The 21,160-nt window shown below is 70.1% G+C and carries 19 protein-coding genes and 1 riboswitch; of the genes, 13 read left to right on the plus strand and 6 right to left on the minus strand.

Annotated elements, in window-relative coordinates; genetic code table 11:
* The first annotated feature begins 58 nt into the window (after window positions 1–58).
* From BJ988_RS09570 to gcvP, 11 genes are all read left to right on the plus strand, one after another.
* Window positions 59–1,117 carry a CNNM domain-containing protein gene (locus BJ988_RS09570; RefSeq protein WP_179657779.1) on the plus strand — a complete coding sequence of 353 codons (1,059 nt, stop codon included), beginning with the start codon at window positions 59–61 and terminating at the stop codon, window positions 1,115–1,117.
* Between the two features lie 16 nt (window positions 1,118–1,133).
* Entirely contained in the window at window positions 1,134–1,826 is a 693-nt protein-coding gene (locus BJ988_RS09575) for a CDP-alcohol phosphatidyltransferase family protein (protein ID WP_179657780.1), read from the plus strand.
* Window positions 1,810–2,754, plus strand: a complete 945-nt coding sequence (locus BJ988_RS09580) for a DUF881 domain-containing protein (RefSeq protein WP_179657781.1) — start codon at window positions 1,810–1,812, stop codon at window positions 2,752–2,754. The genes BJ988_RS09575 and BJ988_RS09580 overlap by 17 nt, the downstream gene beginning before the upstream one ends.
* Complete coding sequence (locus tag BJ988_RS09585; protein WP_179657782.1) at window positions 2,751–3,083, plus strand: small basic family protein; 333 nt, start codon at window positions 2,751–2,753, stop codon at window positions 3,081–3,083. Before BJ988_RS09580 ends, BJ988_RS09585 begins: the two co-directional genes overlap by 4 nt.
* Window positions 3,076–4,380 (plus strand): DUF881 domain-containing protein, encoded by a 1,305-nt coding sequence (locus BJ988_RS09590; RefSeq protein WP_179657783.1) that lies wholly within the window; start codon window positions 3,076–3,078, stop codon window positions 4,378–4,380. The genes BJ988_RS09585 and BJ988_RS09590 overlap by 8 nt, the downstream gene beginning before the upstream one ends.
* Before the next feature lie 94 nt (window positions 4,381–4,474).
* Window positions 4,475–4,861 (plus strand): glycine cleavage system protein GcvH, encoded by a 387-nt coding sequence (gcvH, locus tag BJ988_RS09595; RefSeq protein WP_343051548.1) that lies wholly within the window; start codon window positions 4,475–4,477, stop codon window positions 4,859–4,861.
* Window positions 4,862–4,960: 99 nt separating this feature from the next.
* Window positions 4,961–5,443: an FHA domain-containing protein gene (locus BJ988_RS09600; protein WP_179657785.1), complete on the plus strand. Its 483-nt coding sequence runs from the start codon at window positions 4,961–4,963 to the stop codon at window positions 5,441–5,443.
* Window positions 5,444–5,445: 2 nt separating this feature from the next.
* The gene (gene ftsR / locus BJ988_RS09605; protein ID WP_179657786.1) at window positions 5,446–6,198 is read left to right on the plus strand and encodes a transcriptional regulator FtsR; all 753 of its coding nucleotides are present in this window, start codon (window positions 5,446–5,448) and stop codon (window positions 6,196–6,198) included.
* Window positions 6,199–6,229: 31 nt separating this feature from the next.
* On the plus strand, window positions 6,230–6,697 hold the full coding sequence (locus BJ988_RS09610; RefSeq protein WP_179657787.1) for a bifunctional nuclease family protein: 468 nt from the start codon (window positions 6,230–6,232) through the stop codon (window positions 6,695–6,697).
* A gap of 176 nt (window positions 6,698–6,873) precedes the next feature.
* Window positions 6,874–7,491, plus strand: a complete 618-nt coding sequence (locus BJ988_RS09615; RefSeq protein WP_218860707.1) for a MerR family transcriptional regulator — start codon at window positions 6,874–6,876, stop codon at window positions 7,489–7,491.
* Window positions 7,492–7,573: 82 nt separating this feature from the next.
* A riboswitch (glycine riboswitch) is annotated at window positions 7,574–7,664 on the plus strand.
* 58 nt (window positions 7,665–7,722) lie between these two features.
* Window positions 7,723–10,611, plus strand: coding sequence for an aminomethyl-transferring glycine dehydrogenase (gene gcvP, locus BJ988_RS09620; protein ID WP_179657788.1), 2,889 nt, complete (start codon window positions 7,723–7,725; stop codon window positions 10,609–10,611).
* 105 nt (window positions 10,612–10,716) lie between these two features.
* On the opposite strand, the gene BJ988_RS09625 is transcribed toward gcvP, so the two are convergent.
* The 3 genes from BJ988_RS09625 to pepN all read right to left on the minus strand — a co-directional run bounded on the left by BJ988_RS09625 (window position 10,717) and on the right by pepN (window position 17,396).
* Window positions 10,717–13,638, minus strand: coding sequence for an AAA family ATPase (locus BJ988_RS09625; RefSeq protein WP_179657789.1), 2,922 nt, complete (start codon window positions 13,636–13,638; stop codon window positions 10,717–10,719).
* Window positions 13,638–14,837 carry an exonuclease SbcCD subunit D gene (locus BJ988_RS09630; protein WP_179657790.1) on the minus strand — a complete coding sequence of 400 codons (1,200 nt, stop codon included), beginning with the start codon at window positions 14,835–14,837 and terminating at the stop codon, window positions 13,638–13,640. Before BJ988_RS09630 ends, BJ988_RS09625 begins: the two co-directional genes overlap by 1 nt.
* An 81-nt stretch (window positions 14,838–14,918) precedes the next feature.
* Window positions 14,919–17,396 carry an aminopeptidase N gene (gene pepN, locus BJ988_RS09635; protein ID WP_179657791.1) on the minus strand — a complete coding sequence of 826 codons (2,478 nt, stop codon included), beginning with the start codon at window positions 17,394–17,396 and terminating at the stop codon, window positions 14,919–14,921.
* A gap of 37 nt (window positions 17,397–17,433) precedes the next feature.
* Here pepN and BJ988_RS09640 point away from each other — a divergent pair, with 37 nt between their 5' ends.
* Window positions 17,434–17,868, plus strand: a complete 435-nt coding sequence (locus BJ988_RS09640) for an OsmC family protein (RefSeq protein ID WP_179657792.1) — start codon at window positions 17,434–17,436, stop codon at window positions 17,866–17,868.
* Between the two features lie 98 nt (window positions 17,869–17,966).
* Here the strand turns inward: BJ988_RS09640 and BJ988_RS09645 are convergent, their stop codons facing one another.
* Both BJ988_RS09645 and BJ988_RS09650 read right to left on the minus strand, forming a co-directional pair.
* The gene (locus BJ988_RS09645) at window positions 17,967–19,028 is read right to left on the minus strand and encodes an S-adenosylmethionine:tRNA ribosyltransferase-isomerase (RefSeq protein WP_179657793.1); all 1,062 of its coding nucleotides are present in this window, start codon (window positions 19,026–19,028) and stop codon (window positions 17,967–17,969) included.
* Entirely contained in the window at window positions 19,025–19,723 is a 699-nt protein-coding gene (locus BJ988_RS09650; RefSeq protein WP_179657794.1) for an SDR family oxidoreductase, read from the minus strand. Before BJ988_RS09650 ends, BJ988_RS09645 begins: the two co-directional genes overlap by 4 nt.
* 61 nt (window positions 19,724–19,784) lie before the next feature.
* Here BJ988_RS09650 and soxR point away from each other — a divergent pair, with 61 nt between their 5' ends.
* Window positions 19,785–20,258 carry a redox-sensitive transcriptional activator SoxR gene (gene soxR / locus BJ988_RS09655; RefSeq protein ID WP_179657795.1) on the plus strand — a complete coding sequence of 158 codons (474 nt, stop codon included), beginning with the start codon at window positions 19,785–19,787 and terminating at the stop codon, window positions 20,256–20,258.
* Between the two features lie 126 nt (window positions 20,259–20,384).
* Here soxR and BJ988_RS09660 read toward each other — a convergent pair whose 3' ends face one another.
* Window positions 20,385–21,119, minus strand: a complete 735-nt coding sequence (locus BJ988_RS09660) for a peptidylprolyl isomerase (protein WP_179657796.1) — start codon at window positions 21,117–21,119, stop codon at window positions 20,385–20,387.
* Window positions 21,120–21,160 lie beyond the last annotated feature (41 nt).

Raw genomic sequence — 21,160 nt, forward strand, 5'->3', positions numbered from 1 at the left:
GCGGGGGCAATACGCCGCCGCGTCCGTATCCTTGCCTCTCCTCGACGGAGGTGGCGGCGTGACGACGACCATGGGACTGTTGCTCGGTCTGGTGCTGCTGCTCGCCAACGGATTCTTTGTCGGCTCGGAGTTCGCCCTGGTCTCGGCCCGGCGCAGCCAGATCGAGCCCGCCGCCCAGGCCGGCTCGCGGATGGCCAAGATCACCCTGCGGGCGATGGAGAACATCAGCCTGATGATGGCCGGTGCCCAGCTGGGCATCACCGTCTGCTCGGTGCTGCTGCTGGCGATCACCGAGCCGGCGCTCGCACACCTGCTCGAGCCCGGCTTCGACCTGGTCGGCCTGCCCCAGGCGTTCCACCACCCGGTCGCGTTCGTGATCGCGATGCTCGTGGTCACCTACCTGCATGTGGTGGTCGGTGAGATGGTGCCGAAGAACATCGCGCTGGCCGGCCCCGACAAGGCCGCTCTGGTCCTCGGCCCGGCGATCTACGCGGTCGTCTACGTGCTGCGGCCGATCATCGTCGCCTTCAACTACGTCGCCAACATGTGCATCCGGGCGCTCGGCATCGAGCCCAAGGACGAGGTGAGCTCCGCGTTCACCCGCGCTGAGGTGGCTGCCATGGTCGAGGAGTCGCGTGGCGAGGGGCTCTTGGAAGAGGACGAGTACGGCCGCCTGGCCGGTGCGCTCGGCTTCACCGAGAAGACGGTGGACAAGGTGACCATCCCCATCGCCGACTGGACCATCGTGCCGCGCGGGGCCTCGGGCGCCGACATCGAGACGGTGTGCGCCTCCACCGGCTACAGCCGGTTCCCGGTGGTCGAGGAGAGCGGCGACCTGGTCGGCTACCTGCACATCAAGGATGTGCTCGAGCCTGATGACGTACGCCGCCAGCAGCCGGTCCAGAACAAGTGGATCCGCCCCTTCGCGACCGTCTCCCCGGACGACGCGCTGCACGAGACGCTCGAGACCCTGCAGCGCCGTGGCGCCCACCTGGCGCGGGTCGTCCGCGAGGACGGCACCACCATCGGGCTGGCGACGCTCGAGGATGTCATCGAGGAGCTGGTCGGGGAGATCCGCGACGCCGCCCACGCCGATGAATCCACCCCTACCGAGTAAGCACTAGGGTTTGTCCGTGCCCAACCGTCGATCCGGTGACCCCCGCCTGCAACCTGGCCGGGGCGCGAGGCCGCGACAGCAGCGCTCTGCCGACCGCAACCAGCCCGTGCTCGGCAAGCTGCTCAGCATCCTCCGCCTCGTCTACGCGCCGGTGATGCTGTGGGCCGTGCTGATCGCGAAGGACGACACCATCGCGCTGGCGGCGTTCGGTCTCGCGGTGGTCACCGACCTGCTCGACAGCTGGCTGACCCGCAAGGAGCTCGGCCGGCGCCGCTCGGGAGAGCTGCTCGACGTGGCCGCCAACACGGTCTTCGTCCTGGCCGCGACGTTCGCGCTCTGGCAGATCGACGTGATCCCGTGGCCGATCGCGCTGCTGGTCCCGCTGCGTCTGGTCGGTCTGCTGGCGATGGTCCCGGCGCTGCGCAGCCGCGGCGTGCGTACGCTGCCCGTCCATCTCCTCGGCAAGGTGGGTGCCTTCTGTCTGCTGGCCTCGTTCCCGTTGCTCTATCTCACCCACGACATCCCCGAGAAGCTCGACCTCGGCCTGGAGCCGAGCCTGCCGATCCAGCTGGCGCAGGCGTTCGGCTGGGCGTTCGCGCTGTGGGGGATCCTGCTGCTGTGGTGGAGCCTGGTCCTCTACGCTCAGGAGGTGCGTCGCCTGATGGCCACCACGCCACCGTTGGAGAAGGGCGGTGCGTCTCGTGCCTGACCAGATCCCCGGTTCCGAGGACCTGCGCGCCTACGTCACCAAGCCACTGCTGGACCGCATCACCGACCAGGCGATCGACTCCGACTACATGGCCGCTGCCGCGCGGCGCGAGCCCACGGAAGAGGAACCGGCCCGGCGTCGCCGGCCGGGGTTGTGGGCGATGGTGGTCGTCGGGCTCTTCGCGCTGCTGGCCACGACCGCTGCGGTGCAGACTTCCCGCAACGAGGACGTCCGCCAGACCAGCAGGCAGGTCCTGGTCGACCGCATCGAGCAGCGCCAGGATCGGATCTCCGACCTGCACCAGCAGATCTCCGAGCTGCGCGAGGACAACCAGAGCCGCGAGTCGGCGCTCAACTCGCTCGGGCTGCGTGCCGAGTCGGCGTCCTCGACCGCTGCGGCCACCGCGGAGGAGACGGGGTTCGCCCCGGTGACCGGCTCGGGGATCAGGATCACGATCGACAACGCCGCGGACGGCAGCGAGGGCGGCACCGTGCGGGACTACGACCTCGCCGTGATCGTCAACGGACTGTGGCAGGCGGGGGCGACCGCCGTGTCCATCGACGGCCAGCGGGTCACCCCGCGCAGCGGCGTGATCACCTCCGGCGCCACCCTCCGGATGAACGACGTCTCGCTCTCGCCGCCATATGAGGTGTCGGCCATCGGTGACACGCGTACGCTTGCCGCACGCTTCGCCGAGACGGTCTCCGGGGCGATGATCCACACGACGACTCAGGACTACGGAATGCCGTACGACGTCGAGAACATCGAGCGGCTCACCCTCCCGGCGGCGCCGTCCGGCCTGCTGGAGCTGACCCACCTCGGGGCCGAGTCCGAGGACAAGGGCTCCAAGGGCACCAAGGGCTCAGCGAAGCCCACCAACACCGACGAAGACTCTGAACAGAACAGCGAAGGGGACCGCGAAGAATGATCGCCGTCATCGGCCTAGTGATCGGCATCGTGCTGGGGCTGCTCTTCCAGCCCGAGGTGCCAGTCGGCCTGGCGCCTTACCTGCCGATCGCCGTCGTCGCCGCGCTCGACGCCGTCTTCGGTGCCCTGCGCGCGTTCATGGACGGCATCTTCGACGACAAGGTCTTCGTCGTCTCGTTCATCAGCAACGTCGTCATCGCCGCCGGCATCGTCTACCTCGGTGACCGCCTCGGCGTCGGCGGTCAGCTGTCCACGGGCGTCATCGTCGTCCTCGGCATCCGGATCTTCACCAACGTCGCAGCCATCCGGAGGCACATCTTCCATGCCTGACCGGAAGAGGCGGCCGGCGGTGAAGCGGACCGCGGCGAAGCGGACTCCTGCGAAGAAGACCGCGGCCAAGAAGCCGGCGGTGCCCGCGGAGGAGACCCCCAACGAGGACGTCGCCGCGCCCGAGGACGAAGGTACGCCACCGGATGAACAGGCTCCGAGCGGCGAGCCGGCCGCGGCGACCGACGCCGCTGAAGACGCGTCCGAGGAGTCGGACGAGTCCGTAGCGGCGAAGGTCGAGCCCGAAGAGTCGGCCGTCGAGTCCACCGACGAGACCGACGACGAGGCCGACGTGGAGGAACCCGCAGAGGCGGAGCAGCCGGCGGTCGACCCGGGTCGAGACGAGGCCGAACCTGACGAACCTGACGAACCTGACGAACCTGACGAACCTGACGAACCTGACGAACCTGATGAGACGGTCGAGACGGTCGAGACTGATGAATCGGCGGAGGCGAAGGAACCCGCGGCCGAGGAGGCCGACGAGCCTGCTGACCTCGACACCCGCGAGGACAAGGACGCGGACGTCCCGGACGAGTCCGACGAGGTGGCCGAGCTTCCCGAGCCCGAGGAGCCGGAGGAGAAGACCGCGCCGCTGGTCGGCCGGGCACGGCTCTTCGACGCGCTCACCCACTTCCGGCGCGGCCAGGTCGCCGTGGCGGTCCTGCTCTGCATCCTCGGCTACGCGGCCGTGGTGCAGGTCCAGACGAACACCGAGGACTCGACGTATGCCGGCCTGCGAGAGCAGGAGCTGATCGACATCCTCTCCGGTCTGGCCGGGACGACGCAGAAGGCCCAGGAGCAGATCGAGGAGCTCGAGGCGACCCGCGACGAGCTCGAGGACCAGACCATGCAGCAGCAGACGGCTCTGCAGCGCGCGGAGGAGCAGGTCGACACCCTCCGGGTGATCGCCGGGACGGTCCCGGTCAGCGGGCCGGGCATCACGATCGAGATCGACCCCGGCGCCGACCCGCTGCGGCTGACCGCGCTCCTCGACCTCATCGAGGAGCTGCGTACTAGCGGCGCAGAGGCGATGGAGATCGAGGGGGCCGACGGCGAGGCGGTGCGCCTGGTCGCGTCGTCCTCGATCGAGGTCAGCCAGCCCACGCCCGGTCTCAACGTCGGCGGTGAGCTGATCAGCCCGCCCTACCGTCTCCAGGTGATCGGGCCTCCCGACACGCTGGCCGGCGCGATCGACTTCTACCAGGGCCCTCAGGACCAGCTCGAGGAGCAGGGTGCGGAGGTCGACGTGGAGTCGGAGGAGAAGATCGACATCGAGTCGATTCACACCGTGTCCCGCTGAACGTTTCGACAGTGCGGCGCAGTAGGGTTTCATACACCGGCTCCGCGGGACGATCAACCGCTGCCAGACCAGTACACCTGACGAGGAGATGCCCGTGTACCCCGAGGAACTGAAGTACACCAGCGAGCACGAGTGGCTGCGCAACCCCGGCGAGACCGAGGGGTCCGTACGGATCGGGATCACCAACTACGCCCAGGACGCTCTGGGCGACATCGTCTACGTCTCGATGCCCACGGTCGGCGACACGATCAAGTCCGGCGAGAGCTGCGGCGAGCTCGAGTCGACCAAGTCCGTCAGCGACATCTACGCGCCGATCTCGGGCGAGGTCGTCGCGGTCAACGGCTCCCTCGACGCGACGCCCGAGCTGGTCAACGACGACCCCTACGGCGGTGGTTGGCTCTTTGAGATCAACCCGGCCGATCCTGCTGAGCTGGAGAGCCTCCTCGACGCCGCGGCGTACGAGGCATCACTCGACGCGTAAGTCAACCGAACACCTGGGCCGACCTGATAGGTTGCGGATACCATCCCTCAACGTTCACTTGAGGGTATGTGCCCGGCCCTCGATGAACCTGGAGCTCAAATGTCCGTGTGCCCCGCTTGCGGAAGCCAGAACCCCGCCGAAGCACGGTTCTGCTCGCAGTGTGGCGTAAGCCTGACCGGGACCGACCAGACCTCGACGATCCAGCTCGGGGCTGACGCCGACACCTCCGACCGGGTGCTCAGCCCGATCGAGGCGGCCACTGTCGAGGCGCTGCCGCAGGGCAACGGGATGCTCGTCGTCCAGCGCGGTCCCGGTGCGGGAAGCCGCTTCCTGCTCGACCAGGACACCGTGGTCGCGGGTCGCCACCCGGACAGCGACATCTTCCTCGACGATGTGACCGTCTCGCGTCGCCACGCGGAGTTCGCGCGCACCGGTGACACGTTCGAGGTCTCCGACGTCGGCAGTCTCAACGGCACCTACGTCAACCGCGACCGGATCGAGAAGTTCGTCCTCAAGGACGGCGACGAGGTCCAGGTCGGGAAGTTCCGGCTCGTCTTCTACGCCGGGCACGAAGGGGCGTAGTCATGGCCGCCGCCGCGACGCCTGACCCTCAACGGCCGGCTAGCGACTCGGGGGAGCGGCTCAACATCGGGCAGGTCCTGGACCAGCTGCGTCCCGACTTCCCGACTGTCACCATCCCGAAGATCCGCTTTCTCGAGGACAAGGGACTGATCAAGCCGGAGCGTACGCCCGCGGGCTACCGCAAGTTCTCCCGCCGAGACGTGGAGCGACTGCGCTACGTCCTGCGGATGCAGCGCGACCACTACCTGCCTCTCAAGGTCATCGGCGAGCACCTCGACGCGATCGACCGCGGCCTCGAGCCGCCCGAGATCGAGCCGACCGTGCCCACGGTGCCGACGGTCGCACTGACGCCCGGCGGTGCGCCGGGGGCCGAGTCGTTCCGGCGTACGGACAACATGAGGATCTCGCGACGCGAGCTGCTCAAGATCGCCGAGGTCGACGACGCGCTGCTGAGCGAGCTGGAGAAGATGGCGCTGGTGGTCCCGCTGCGCAGCGGTCACTACGACACCGACGCCCTCACGATCGCGCGTACGGCCAAGGAGCTCGCCGAGTTCGGCATCGAGCCCCGCCATCTGCGCGGTATGAAGGCCGCCGCCGACCGCGAGGTCGGTCTCATCGAGCAGATCGTCGCGCCGCTGCGGCGTCCCGGCAATGCCGGAGCGCAGGGCAGGGCCGAGGAGATCGGCAGCGAGATCGCCTCGCTGGCGGTGCGTCTGCACGCCACGTTGGTGAAGTCGGGGCTGCGCGAGCGCTGAGGCTGCTGAGGCGACCGGGTAGGGTGGATGCATGCGCGAGGTCGATGTGCTCGGAGTCCGAGTGGAGATGCCCTCCAACCAGCCGATCGTGCTGCTGCGCGAGGTGGCCGGTGAGCGATATCTGCCCATCTGGATAGGCGCGGTCGAGGCGACCGCGATCGCCTTCGCCCAACAGGGTGTGGTGCCGCCGAGGCCGCTGACCCACGACCTGCTCAAGGACGTCGTGGAGGCGACCGGCAACGAGCTGACCGAGGTTCAGATCACCTCGGTCACCGACCGTGTCTTCTACGCCAACCTGGTCTTCGCCTCGGGTGTCGAGGTGAGTGCGCGGCCCTCGGACTCGATCGCGCTGGCCCTGCGAACGGGCACCAAGATCGTGGTCTCCGAGGAAGTCCTCGACGAGGCGGGCCTCGCGGTTCCGGCCGAGCAGGAGGACGAGATCGAGAAGTTCCGCGAGTTCCTGGACGAGATCACGCCCGAGGACTTCGAGTCCCACTGACCCTAACCCTCAAGTTGAGCTTGAGAGTTAGCGGCGGCGACACGCCGGGGAGGGTTCTTTGACCAGGGCGCTTACGGCGCTTACCTTGTAATTGTCTCTGTTGTAACTCCAACGGTGTGGTCCCCCCGCCGCAGCCGTTCATTCCCCGAGTGGAGTTACGCACAACGGAGTAGACGATGGAGGACATCGTGTTCGACCACGAACAGAAGCCCGGCCACGGCGCCGACGACGCGCAACGCGCGGCGGAGCAGGCTGACGAGCAGGGCCTTCTCTTCACCGACGATGTCTCGACCCTGCCCAGCGACACCGGTTACCGCGGGCCCACGGCCTGCAACGCAGCGGGGATCAGCTACCGCCAGCTCGACTACTGGGCCCGCACCGGGCTCGTCGAGCCGAGCGTGCGCGGCGCGACCGGCTCGGGTACGCAGCGGCTCTACTCGTTCCGCGACATCTTGATCCTCAAGGTCATCAAGCGCCTGCTCGACGCCGGCATCTCCCTGCAGCAGATCCGTGCCGCTGTGCAGCACCTGCGCGAGCGCGGCACCGACGACCTGACCCGCGTCACCCTGATGAGCGACGGCGCCTCGGTCTACGAGTGCACCAGCAACGACGAGGTCATCGACCTGCTCCAGGGCGGACAGGGTGTCTTCGGTATCGCCATCGGTGGTGTCTGGCGCGAGGTCGAGGGGACTCTCGCCGAGCTCCCCAGCGAGCGTACGTCCGAGGACGGCGAGCAGGTCGCCTCGATGTCCGACGAGCTGGCCGCCAGGCGCGCCGCTCGCACCGCCGGGTGAGATAGGACTCAGTCGACACCAGACCCTGAGACCCCGCGAAGGCGGGGCCTCAGGGTCTCGTCCTTTATGCTGGACCTGCTGACCATCCCGCACGGGAGAGCCCCACGCGTTGGGGCGCCGAAGGGGCAATTCCTCCCCGGAAACTCTCAGGCACCCACGACTGTGCGGACCAGGCAACTCTGAAGCCGTGCTTGTGCGGTGACAGAGGGGAGGGCTTACGAGTTGTCTTAGATGCCCTCAGGAGCCACTGTGTCCGACACGCCCACCCTGTCCGAGCTCGATGCCGCCTCCCCGTTCGTGGAGCGCCACGTCGGGCTCTCCGCCGCCGACGAGGCGACCATGCTCTCGCGGCTCGGATATGACTCGGTCGCGGAGATGATGGACGACGCCGTCCCGGCCGGGATCCGTTCGGTCGAGTCGCTCGACCTTCCGGGCGCGCTGTCCGAGGCGCAGGTCGCCTCGCTGGCTCGGGAGATCGCCGCCTCCAACAAGCCCGGCGAGGCGATGATCGGGCTCGGCTACCACGCCACCGTGACGCCACCGGTGATCCGTCGCAACGTGCTCGAGGACCCGAGCTGGTACACCGCCTACACGCCTTACCAGCCAGAGATCTCCCAGGGCCGCCTCGAGGCTCTGATCAACTTCCAGACCATGGTCGGCGACCTGAGCGGCCTGCCGGTGGCCAACTCCTCGCTCCTGGACGAGGGCACCGCGGCCGCCGAGGCGCTCGCGCTGGTGCACCGGGCCAACCGGAAGGGTTCGGGGCCGTTCGTCATCGACGCCGACGCCCTGCCGCAGTCGATCGAGGTCGTCAAGGTGCGCGCCGAGGCGATGGGCCTCGAGGTCGTCGTGGCGGACCTCTCCGAGGGCCTGCCCGAGGGCGACCTGATCGGCGTGCTGGTGCAGTACCCGGGTGCCTCCGGTCGGGTGCCCGACCTGAAGCCGGTCATCGATGCCGCCCACGAGCGGGGCGCGCTCGCGGTGGTCGCGGCCGACCTGCTCGCGCTGACCGTCCTGGAGGCGCCTGGCACGCTCGGCGCCGACGTCGTCGTCGGCTCCACCCAGCGTTTCGGCATCCCGCTCTTCTACGGCGGCCCGCACGCCGGATACATGGCCGTCCACGAGGGGATCGAGCGGCACCTGCCCGGTCGCCTGGTCGGCGTCTCCGTCGACGCCGAGGGGCGACCTGCGTACCGTCTCGCCCTGCAGACCCGCGAGCAGCACATCCGCCGGGAGAAGGCCACCTCCAACATCTGCACCGCGCAGGTGCTGCTGGCCGTGGGCGCTTCGATGTACGCCGTCTACCACGGCCCTGCGGGGCTGCGGACGATCGCGACCCGCACCCACCGCTACGCCGCCGTGCTGGCCGCCGCGCTCCGGTCGGCCGGGCTCTCGCTGGTCTCGGAGACGTTCTTCGACACGCTGGGGGTCACCGTTCCCGGGCGGGCGGCCGATGTCGTCACCGCCGCGCGCCGGTTCGGCGTACACCTTCGTCTGGTGGACGCCGACACCGTCGGCATCTCCACCTCGGAGGCGACCACGCGCTCGACCCTGTCGGCCGTGCTGAACGCCTTCGGCGTCTCCGGCGCGGACCTGGAGGAGATCGACCGCACCTCGGCCAGCGCGCTGCCCGACGCTCTGCTGCGCACCACCGACTACCTCACCCACGAGGTCTTCAACACGCATCACAGCGAGACCCAGATGCTGCGCTACCTGCACAAGCTGGCGGGGCGCGACTACGCGCTCGACAAGGGCATGATCCCGCTCGGCTCGTGCACCATGAAGCTCAACGCGACCACCGAGATGGAGCCGATCTCGCTGCCCGGCTTCGCCGACCTGCACCCGTTCGTCCCCGCTGAGGACGCTGCCGGCTACGCGCGTCTCGTGGGGGAGCTGGAGGGGTGGCTGGCCGAGGTGACCGGCTACGACGAGGTCTCGATCCAGCCGAACGCCGGCTCGCAGGGTGAGTTCGCGGGCCTGATGGCGATCCGTGGCTACCTGGACGCGCAGGGGCAGGGGCACCGCAAGATCTGCCTGATGCCGTCCTCGGCGCATGGCACCAACGCCGCCTCGGCCGTGATGGCCGGGATGAAGGTCGAGGTCGTGAAATCGTCCGAGGACGGCACCGTCGACCTCGACGACCTGCGGGCCAAGCTCGACGCCCACGGCGAGAACGTCGCCGCGATCATGGTGACCTACCCCTCGACCCACGGGGTCTACGAGGAGGGCATCACCGAGGTCTGCGAGCTGGTGCACGCGGCCGGCGGCCAGGTCTACATCGACGGTGCCAACTTCAACGCGCTCTTGGGCTACGCCAAGCCCGGCGAGTTCGGCGGCGACGTCTCCCACCTCAACCTGCACAAGACCTTCTGCATCCCGCACGGCGGTGGCGGACCGGGTGTCGGCCCGGTCGCGGTCCGCTCTCACCTGGCCCCCTACCTGCCTTCGCACTCGCTGCACCCCGACGCCTCGAAGCGTTCGGGCATCGGCGCGATCTCGGCCGCTCCGTACGGCTCGGCGGGCATCCTGCCGATCTCCTGGGCCTACGTCCGCCTGATGGGTGCCGAGGGCCTGACCCGGGCGACCTCCGCGGCCGTGCTGTCGGCCAACTACGTGGCAGCGCGGCTCAACGAGCACTTCCCGGTTCTCTACCGCGGTGAGAGCGGCTTGGTCGCCCACGAGTGCATCCTCGACCTGCGGCCGATGACGAAGGAGACGGGCGTGACGGTCGACGACGTCGCCAAGCGGCTCATCGACTACGGCTTCCACGCTCCGACGATGTCCTTCCCGGTCGCCGGCACGCTCATGGTCGAGCCGACCGAGTCCGAGGACCTCGCCGAGCTGGACCGGTTCATCGAGGCGATGATCGCGATCAAGGGCGAGGTCGACCGGGTCGCCTCGGGCGAGTGGACCGCAGAGACCTCGGTCCTGCGCGGTGCTCCGCACACCTCCCGGGCGCTCGTCGGCGAGTGGGACCGCCCGTACTCCCGCGAGGAGGCCGTCTTCCCCCGTGGCATCGACCCGGACAAGTACTGGCCGCCCGTGGCTCGGATCGACAACACCTACGGCGACCGCAACCTGATCTGCTCCTGCCCGCCGGTGGAGTCCTTCGCCGAGTGACCTGTCGAGGCGTCACCCGCGTCGGCCGAGATGGCACGTGGGTGACGCCTCGAACGACGGGAGTGACGCTTCGACCGACCGGAGTGACGCCTCGGCTGGTTGGGCTCAGGTGCCGTGGATCTCGAGGGTGGAGCCTTCGCGACCCTTGGCGACCGCGAGCTGGGTGGGGATGCGCTCGCGCATCTCGGTGACGTGGCTGACCACGCCGATGATGCGCCCGCCCTCGCGGAGCGTGTCCAGGACGTCGAGTACGTCGTCGAGGGTGTCGGCGTCGAGGGAGCCGAAGCCCTCGTCGACGAAGAGGGTGTCGAGCATCTGGCCGCCGGCCTCGTTCATGATGACGTCGGCCAGTCCGAGCGCGAGCGCGAGGGAGACCACGAAGGTCTCGCCGCCCGAGAGGGTGGCGGGGTCTCTGGACTCGCCTGACCAGTCGTCGCGGACCATCAGCGCCAGGCCGCCGCGGCGGTCTCCGGCTCCCTTGGCCGCGGAGTGCTCCAGGGCGTAGCGCTGGTCGCTCATCTTCGCCAGTCGCTCGTTGGCGGCCGCGACGACCTGGGTGAGGCGGTATGCGACGACGTAGGCCGACAGGCTCATCTGCAGCTGGTTGTCGCTGCTCTTCCCCTCGGCGAAGGAGGCGAGCCGCGCCGCGATCTCGAGGTCGCCGCGCACCGGCGCCCAGGTGGAGAGCGCGTGGGTGAGGTCGCGTTGGAGGGAGTCGAGGCGTGCCGCCCGCGTGGCCGCGGTGTCTGCAGCCGAGCGGGCGGTGTCGGCTGCGTCTGCGGCCTTGCGGTGGGCGAGTGAGAGCGCTGGCAGGTCGGGCTCGTCGGTGGCCAGGATCTCGGCGGCGCCGGGGGAGTCCAGGGTCGCGCGGGCAGCAGCCAGACTGTCGGCGTACGTCTTGATCTGGCTGTTCAGGGCGGCGACCCGCTCCGCCGGGAGGACCGCGGCGAGCGCTCTCTGCGGCGAGTCGAAGCCGGCCCGGACCGCGGTGGCCGTGAGGGTGCGCTCGGCGGCGGCGAGCGCATCCGCGGCGCGGGTGGCAGCCTCGAGGCGCTCGAGGTCGGTGGCCGCGGCCCGGTGGTCACGTTCGAGAGCGGCGAGCACGGCGCCCAGATCGCGGTGGTCACCACGGACGTCGGCCAGCTGCTCCTCGAGCCGCGCGCGCTCCTCGGTGAGGTGACGCAGCGTGGTCTCGAGCTCGGCGGCACGGGTCTCCAGCTCGGCACGGAGCGTCACCGAGCGGGCCCGTCGCTCCTCGACGGAGGCGAGCTGGGCGCGCAGGCCCGGCTCGCTGGCGGCCCGCCGCTCCAGACCGGCCAGGCGCTCGGCCATGGTCGCGGCAGGCTCTTCGGTCTCCCCGGCGGCCTCCTGGGCGAGCTGGAGACGGGTGCTGAGGTCGCGCACGTGCTGGTCTCGAGCGTGCTCCTCGGCACTGGCGTTGTCATAGGCGGTCTGAGCGGTCTTCTCTGCTGCGGCATCGGGAGCGCCGTCCGCCGGGGAGGCCTTGTGGGGGTGCTCGTGAGACCCGCACACGGGGCAGTCCGCGCCGACCGCGAGGGCGCCGGCGAGCTCGGCGGCGATGCCGTCCAGCCGGGCCTGGCGTACGTCGAGATAGTGGGTGCGCGCCTCCATGGCGGCCGTCCGGGCCGCCTCGTGCCTGGCGCGGGCCTCGACGAGCTCTCCGCTCAGCCGGCTGACCTCGGTCACCGCCGCGAACTGGGCACGCAGCACCGGGATCGCGGCGGCCGCCTCGGTGGCCGCTGTCAGGCCCGCGGCGAGCGTCTCGATCTGCTGGGGCAGCTCCTCGGCGAGTTGAGCCTGCTCGCGCGTCTGGGTGAGGAGACGGTCGCGCTGGGTGCGGGTGGCGGCGAGCTCACGGGTGACCTCGTCGAGCCGATGCTGCACGGGCTCGAGGGCGCGGGCCTGCGCGAGACGCGCGGAGACGCGTTCGACGGCTGCCTTGGCATCGGTCAGGGTCAGATCGCTCGGAGCCAGGGCGGTCGCCTGCGCGTGCTCGCGCCGTGCCTGGTCGGCGAGCTCGCTGACCCCGGTGACGGCTTCGGCGCGCTGGGCGGCCTCGACGCGGCGTACGCGTTCCTGCTGCTCCTCTGACGCTGCGACGAGGCGGCTCTCGGCGGCAGCGGCCGCACGGAGGCCGCGCTGCTTCTCCGCCATCGCACGGGCGGCGTCGAGAGCGTCGAGGGTCTCCGCCTCCGCGGCGAGGGCCTCCATCGCGGCGCCGGAGGTGACCGCCTGCGCCTCGGTGGCCTCCTCGGCGAGACCACGCGCCCAGGCCGCGATGGCGCCGTCGCCGGCGGGGAGGCCGAGATCGTGGACGTCCCAGTCGTCGGGGAGGGTGACGGCGGCGGTCTCGCTGATCCGGCTGACCACCTCGGCGACGCCGGCGTTGAGCTCCTCGGAGCGGCGCCGGAGCTCGACGCGGCGCTCCCGGAGCCAGCGCTCGACATCCGCGAAACGCTCGGTGCGGAAGAGCCGCTCGAGCAGTCGCTTGCGCTCCTCGGCGCTGGAGCGGAGGAAGGCCTGGAAGCGGCCCTGGGGGAGCATGGCGACCTGCACGAACTGGGTCAGCGTCATACCGAGGAGATCCGAGACCAGGTGACCGGCCTCGTCGAGACGGGTGGTGAGGGTGCGCCACTCCTCGCCGACCTGCTCCATGAGCACCACCGATGCCTGCTGGGTGGTGGTGCCGGCACCGCGCCGCTTGGGACGCTCCCACGACGGCGAGCGGGTGATCCGGAAGCGGCGCTGCGCGAGGGTCGCCTCCAGGACGACCCGCGTTGCGACCTCGGCCGGGGCGCGGTCGCTGCGCAGGCGTTTCGCGACGGAACGGTCACCGGGGACGTCGCCGTAGAGCGCGAAGCAGACCGCGTCCAGGACGCTCGTCTTCCCGGCGCCGGTAGCTCCGGAGAGCAGGAAGAGCCCCGCCTCGGAGAGCTGGTCGAAGTCCACCTCGACGATGCCCGTGAAGGGCCCGAACGCGGCGACCTCCAGGTGGTGGAGGCGCATCAGAAGAGCACCTCGAGCCACTCCTCTTCCTCGGCGTCGCCGGCGCGCGAGTCGAGCGTGTCCACCTCGGGGTCCTCGCAGCAGGCGTCGACCGCCGTCTGGAGCAGCGCGAGCTCGGCCTTGGCGGCGGGCTCGCCGCGGAGCTCGGCGACGAACTCGGTGACCAGGTCGATGTCGCGCCGGGGCTGGGACGGGTCCGGTCGCGACAGCGCGCCGAGCACCGGCGCGGTGGACTCGAACCCGAGCACGAGGGTGTGCGGGAAACGCCGCCGCAGACGCTCCATGGCCTGGGCCGGGCGGATCCGGTCGGTCAGGGTGATCTGCAGCCACGACTGCTCGTTGACCTCGTGGCGGGGGTCGCCCAGCAGCTCCTCGAGCGTGCCCCGCAGCCTGGCCAGCGTCCGCGGGACCGGCGCCTCCACGAACTCGCTGGCGACGAAGCCGGACTCGTCGAGGTCGATGAGCCACGACCCCTTGAGCTGGTTGGCCTCGGAGAAGGAGTAGGCGAGCGGGGAACCGCTGTAGCGCACGGTCTCGGTGATCGTGTGGCGGCCGTGGAGGTGACCGAGAGCGGCGTAGGAGATGTCCTCGAAGAGGCTGGCCGGCACCATCGACACACCACCGACGGAGATGTCGCGCTCGGAGTCGGACGGCTCCGCCCCGGTGACGAAGGCGTGGGCCATCACCACGCTGCGGCCGCCTCTGCCTTCGAGGTCGGCGCGGACCCGGCGCATGGCCTCTCCGAGCGCTGCCTGGTGGGAGCGGGACTCCAGTCGCCACGACGCCTTGGCTGCGTCTGGGTCGAGGTAGGGGAGACCGTAGAAGGCGACCTCGCCGTTCTCGTCGGGAAGCATCACCGGGCGGCCGACTCCGGCCAGGTCGGTGCGGATGAAGATGCCGGCGGCGTCGATGAGCTCGGAGCCGAAGCCGAGTCGCTGGGCCGAGTCGTGGTTGCCGCTGGTGATGACGACCTTCGCACGCGAGGCCGCAAGCCGCGAGAGCGCCTCGGAGGCGAGCCGCACCGCGTCGACCTGCGGAAGCGCACGGTCGTAGATGTCGCCGGAGACGCACACCACGTCGACGTTCCCCTGCTCCACGACGGAGAGGAGATGGTCGACGTACGCCGCCTGGTGCCCGAGCATGCCCTCCCGGTGGAAGGACCGGCCCAGGTGCCAGTCGGAGGTGTGCAGGATCCGCATGTAACGAAAACTATCGGTGACCACGGACATTCGAGCCTGCGACCCGCGACGAGGTCGCGGGTCGCGGTGCTCGTGCCCGTCTCAGGTGCGCGGATAGGTGATCTTGATCGCCAGGTGGCGCTGCAGGTTGTCGGCAGCATCGGAGACCCGGCGGCGTACGCCCGGGTCGAGACGGTGTCCTGAGCTTGTCGAAGGGTCCTGCTTGACGACCGCCCGAGCGGCGACGATCGTCTCCTCGGTCACCGAGCCGCTCGGGAAGAACGCCTCGGCGGCCTCGGCGAGGCTCCACCCGGACCGCTTCTCGGCGGTGGCCGGAAGCTCGTCGAAATAGCGCTCGACATAGCTCTCGGTGAGCTCGGCCGGACCGCTCCAGAACGCTCGCCCGGCGGCCAGGATGTCGTAGTTGGGCAGGTCGGTCTCGCCGGTGAACACCGACCAGCCGTACGCCTTCGCCTCCGCGTCGGGAATGCTGACCAGGGCGCCCGTGTGGTGGATGCGGGCGTCGTTGGCGGGCTCCGCGTCGTACGCGGCCTGCAGCTCCTCGCGGGTCGCCGAGCCGATCTCGGCGAGCTTGGCGAGGATGCGCCAGCGCAGGTCGAGGTCGGTCTCGATGCCGGCCGGGGGAGTCGCCAGCCACTCCCGCAGCAGCGACTCGGAGCGAGCCGAGCGGATCGCCGCGCGGTAGGCGGACAGCTGCAGCTCGGAGCCGGGAGCGACCTCGGCGAGCTTGCGCAGCGCAGCATCGTGGAGCCGCTCACGGGCACCCTCGGGCGCCAGCGGGACCACAGAGCCGAACAGCCACGGCATCGTACGCCTCGGGGTGTCCTCGAGGTCCTCGATCGGCAGGGACGCCTCGGCGACGTCGATGACGTCGGCCGGGTCGACCGCGGCGTTGAACCAGGCGCTGCGCAGGTTGTTCCACACGCCTGCGCGCAGGCCGTCGTCGGTGATCGAGGCGATCGAGCCCTTCAGCGCCTGCACGGTCTCCCAGTCGGGGATCGCCGCGGCCCAGGTGTCGTCGTACGGGTCGAGCACGACGGCGTTGGCGGCGACCTTCAGCGGCGTCTGGTCGCCGTTCACCGTGATGTCCTCGGTGGTCCAGCTGGTGCCGTTGAGGATGGCCGCGCGGAACGTGTGGGAGCGGTCGGCCGGGTGCAGTGAGGGCGCGGTGCGGTTGACGACCATCTTGGCCGGGTCCCAGGAGAGCGTGTCCGGCCCGGCGGTGAGCAGCCACTGGGCGGTGAAGGTGTCGAGATCGAACTCGACACCTGCCTCGGCGGCGGCCGAGGCCCAGGAGCCGAACAGGTCGTGCATCGTCGCGTTGCCGAACCGGTGCTTGGTGAAGTGGTCGATAGCGCCCGCGAAGAAGACGTCGTCGCCCAGGGAGGCGGCCAGCTGTCGCAGGATCGCGGAGCCCTTGGAGTAGGAGATCCCGTCGAAGTTCTGCAGCGCCGAGACCGCGTCCTCGGCGCCGTTGCCGGCCACCGAGTGCGTCGAGCCGCGCTGGTCGGCGGTCAGCCCCCACTGGCGGCGGGCGTAGGACATGTCGGCCCAGGCGTCGGCGTACTCGGTCACCTCGGCGGTCACCCGGTTGCCCATGTATTCGGCGAAGGACTCGTTGAGCCACAGGTCGTCCCACCACTGCGGGGTGACCAGGTCGCCGAACCACTGGTGGGCCATCTCGTGGGCGACGGTGGTGGCACGCTGGATGCGCATGCCGCGGGTCACCCGCGAGGTGAAGATGAGCGGGTCCCGGAAGGTGACGCAGCCCGGGTTCTCCATCGCGCCGGCGTTGAACTCCGGCACGAACGCTTGATGGTAGTTGCCGAACGGGTAGCGGATGCCGAAGAGCCGGTGGAACTCGTCGAAGCACTGCTTGGTGAGCGTGAAGAGCTCCTCGGCGTCCTTGTCGAGGTCGGCCGCGATGCTCTGCCGCGAGCTCAGCGACAGCGGGATCCCATCGTGCTCGTCGTGGATCACGTGCCAGGGACCGGCGACGAGCGTGACGAAGTACGTCGAGAGCGGCTGGCTGCGCTCGAGCTCCCACACGCCGGGCTCGGTCTGGGTGCCCGGAGCGTTGCCGATCACCGTCCAGTCCTGCGGCGCGGTCACGTGGAATGTGTAGGGCGCCTTCAGGTCGGGCTGGTCGAAGCAGGCGAAGATCGTCGGGGCGGCGTCCATGAAGCACATGCCGTAGACGTAGGCCCGGCCGTCGGCGGGGTCGACGCTGCGGTGCAACCCTTCGCCGTCGTTGCGGAACGGCATCGTGGCCTCGACTACGAGCTCGTTGGCGCCTTCCTGCGTCGTGATCGGGAGGCGTCCCTTGGCGAGCGTGACCGGGTCGACGGGGCTGCCGTTGAGGCTGATCCGCTCGACCGAGACCGGCTTCAGGTCGACGAACGTCGGCCCGCCTCTCGAGGTGAACCGGATCGTCGTCACCGAACGGTAGGTCTTCTCGCTGGCAGCCAGGTCGAGACGTACGTCGTAGTCGTCGATCGTCAGCAGGCTGGCTCGGTCGGCGGCCTCGTCACGGCGCAAGGGCAGGCTCTGGGTGGTCACGTCGCACAGGCTAACCGGCGGATGGCACTCTTTGCCCATGACTGACTCTGCTGCAGACCTGCGCTCGGTATCTCTGGAGAAGATCGGCGAGCACCGCTTCCGCGCGACCAACTCCCGCGGAGGCACGTTGGTGCTCGGCCACGGGGAGGACCCCGACTTCACGCCGGTCGAGATGCTCCTCGCGGCCCTCGCCGGCTGCAGCGCGCTGGACGTCGACTTCATCACCGGCAAGCGGTCGCCGATGGAGGCCTTCGAGGCCCTCGCCGCGGCCACCAAGATCCGCGACGAGAAGGGAAACCGCCTGGTCGACATCTCGGTCACCTTCGACATCACCTTCCCCGAGGGCGAGGCCGGCGATGCCGCCCGCAAGGTCCTCCCGGACGCGATCAAGAAGTCCGAGACCCGGCTGTGCACCGTCGGCCGCACCGTCTCCGTCGGCACCCCCGTGACTTACGCCGAGGGCGACCTCTAACCCGTCGAGACGTCACCCCCGTCGGCCGAGACGTCACTTCGGTCGGCCGAGATGGCACGTACGTGACGCCTCGCCCGACGTACGTGACGTCTCGGCGCTCAGGGGAGCAGGAGGGCGGAGTCGCCGAACTCGTGCCACAGGTAGTCCCCGGCGACAGCGGCGTCGTAGGCAGCCTGGGCTAGCTCAGGGCCGGCGACGGCCTCGACGAGCAGCAGGTGGCTGGCCTGTGGGTCGTGCCAGCCGGTGATCAGCCCGTTGACGACGTACGGCGGGTTGGCGGGGGTGATGACCCGGTCGGTCCAGCCGCTCGCCGCCTTGACCGCTCCGGTCGCCGGGACGACCGCCGACTCCAGGGCCCGGGTGACGGTGGTGCCGGCCGCGACGATGCGGCCGCCGGCGTACCTGGTCTGCTCGACCAGCCGGGCCGTGGTCTCGGAGACCTCGAACCACTCCGCGCCGGGGGCCTCGCCCGCCTCCTGGGAAGAGACGCCGGTGTGCAGGGTGACCGGTGCGACCTGGATGCCGTGCGTGACGAGCTCGGTGACCAGCGGATGGGTGAACGGGCGGGCGGCCGAGGGCATCTCGGCGCTCCCGGGGCGGTGCCCGAAGACCGTCTGGTAGGCGTCGAGCGGGTAGCGCCGGTCGAGATAGCCGTACGCAATCGGGCGGCCCGCCCGCTCGAGCTCGGCGGTCACGTCGCCGGTGACGTCGGCGCGCCACAGCCGGTTGCCCAGCCCGGTGGGGGAGGAGGCGCGGCCGCCGGGGTAGGGCTCGGCCAGCGTGACCCGGAGGCCGGCGGTCACGACGACATCACCCTCGGCCGCGTCGAGCACGGCCCGCGAGGCGTCCGGCGCGGAGCGGATCTCCACGACCCAGCCGGTGTCGAGGCGCTGGGCGAGGTGGAGGACGACCCGGCCGCGCCCGATGAGGTCGGCGTCGAGCTGACGCGCCTCGGTCACCGAGTCGTTGACCACGACCAGGTCACCGGGGGAGAGGTGGCCGGCCAGGTCGTGGAACCGGGAGTGTCGTACGCCGCCCGGTGACGCCACGAGCAGGCGCACGCCGTCGCGTTCGAGGCCGCGCCATTCCGCTGGTGCGGGAGCGGTGGTGCCGTCGGGGAAGGGGAACGTGGTGGTCGGTCGTTCGGCGAGCATCGTCATCGGACTACTCCTACGGGTGCGAGATCGGTGGCGCGGTAGCGCCCTGTGGGCTCGTCGCCGGAGAGCAACGCGAGCAGGTGCGGAACGACCGATTCCGGGAGGGGACGGTCGGAGATGTCCTCACCGGGGAAGGCGGCCTGGTGCATGGCTGTGCGCATGTCACCGGGGTCGACGGTGTACGCGCGGATCCCGTTCTCCTCGCCGAGGGTCAGGATCAGGTGATCGAGCGCGGCCTTGCTCGCGGCATACGTTCCCCAGGTCGGGTAGTGCTCGACCGCCGCGTCGCTCGAGATTCCCACGAGCGTGCCGCCCGAGGCGATCAGGTAGGGGAGGAGCCGCTGGGTGAGCGAGAGCGGCGCGAGCAGGTTCGTCTCGAGCACGCGCGAGAGGTCGCCCTCGGAGACCTCGGCGAGCGGGAGCATCGGACCGAGGTCGCTGGCGTTGTGCACGAGCAGGTCGAGACGCCCGTGCCGCGCCACGGCGGCGGCGATGGCGTCCTGGTGATCCTGGTCTCGGACGTCGCCGGCCAGGGTCGTCACCCGCGGCCGGTCGGGCAGCGCGGCGTGGAGGCGGTCGGCGTCGCGGGCGTCGGTGACGACGTTCCACGACCGGTCGAGGAGTGTCTCGGCGAGGGCGAGCCCCAGCCCTGCGGAGCCGCCGGTGATGACTGCTACTTCGTTGTGTGATCTGTTCATGCTCGCTAGCATTCAACCTAAAGTGAACTTGAGATCAAGGGCTGCGACAGAAAAGAGTGACATGAACACCCACGACCTGCTCACGATGGGCGAGGTGACCCGGCGAAGCGGCTACGCGGCCTCCGCGGTGCGCTACTACGAGAGCCAGGGCCTGATCCGGGCGGAGCGATCGTCCGGGGGACAGCGCACGTTCGAGCGCAGCGTGCTGCGCCGGCTCGCGTTCATCAGGGCGGCCGCCAACGTCGGCCTGTCGCTGGAGGAGATCAGGACCGAGCTCGACTGTCTGCCGGGGGACCGAACCCCCACCAAGGCCGACTGGGCCCGGATGTCGAAGCACTGGCGGCGCCGCCTCGAGGAGCAGATCCACGCTCTCGAGCGCCTCCGCGACAACCTCGACTCCTGCATCGGCTGCGGCTGCCTCTCCCTGCAGCGCTGCCGCATCTCCAACCCCGACGATGCCGCAGCTGCCCAGAGCGCCGGTGCCGCGTACCTCCCCAAGGTCCTGCGCCGCGACCCACCCCGCCGCCGCCCCTGACCTGCCGAGGCGTCACCCCGGTCGTTCGAAACGTCACTTTGGTCGTTCGAGTGGTCGCGTTCGTGCCATCTCGCACGACGTACGTGACGCCTCGGCCGACGGGAGTGACGCCTCGGCAGGGTTTGGTCAGCCGACGGTGATCGTCTCGAACTCGACCGGCTTCTTGGGGGCGCCGGTGCCGTCGGCGCCGGCCTCGGCCACGCCCGCCTCGCCGACCTCCTGGAGGGCCTTGATGGCCGCTTCGTCGAGCGTGCCGAAGACGGTGTAGGAGGGCGGGAGCTGGGTGTCGCCGAAGACCATGAAGAACTGGCTGCCACCGGTGTTGGGCTGGCCGGTGTTGGCCATCGCGAGGGTGCCGGCGGGGAACGTGTCGCTCTCCTCGAACTCGTCGGGGATCGTGTAGCCCGGGCCGCCGGTGCCCTGGCCGGTCGGGTCGCCGCACTGCAGCAGCTCGAAGCCGGGGTTGGCGCCGAGGCGGTGGCAGCTGGTGCCGTCGTAGTAGTCCTGCGAGGCCAGCGACAGGAACGAGTTGACGGTGCAGGGCGCCTTGTCGGCGTCGAGGGTGACCGCGAGCGGGCCGACGGAGGTGTTGATCGTCGCGGCGACCTTGCCGGTGTACTGCGCGGACTTCTCCGGCGCGTCCACCTCCTTCGAGGCCCCCATCGGGTCTTCGACGTAGTCGCAGCTGGTGGTGCCCGGCTTCACGATCGACTTCCAGTCGCTCGACTCGCTCGACTTCGGGCCCTTGCTCTCCTTCGCGTCACCTGAGCCGGGGGAGTCGCTGGAGGAGTCCGACCCGCAGGCGGAGAGCGTCAGGAGCAGGGCAGCGGCGGCAGTGGCCGAGAGCATATGAGTCAGCATGCCCAGATGCTAGGGGAGCCGTCCGAACCCACTCGCGACCG

The sequence above is a fragment of the Nocardioides panzhihuensis genome, assembly GCF_013408335.1.
GTDB classification, from domain to species: domain Bacteria; phylum Actinomycetota; class Actinomycetes; order Propionibacteriales; family Nocardioidaceae; genus Nocardioides; species Nocardioides panzhihuensis.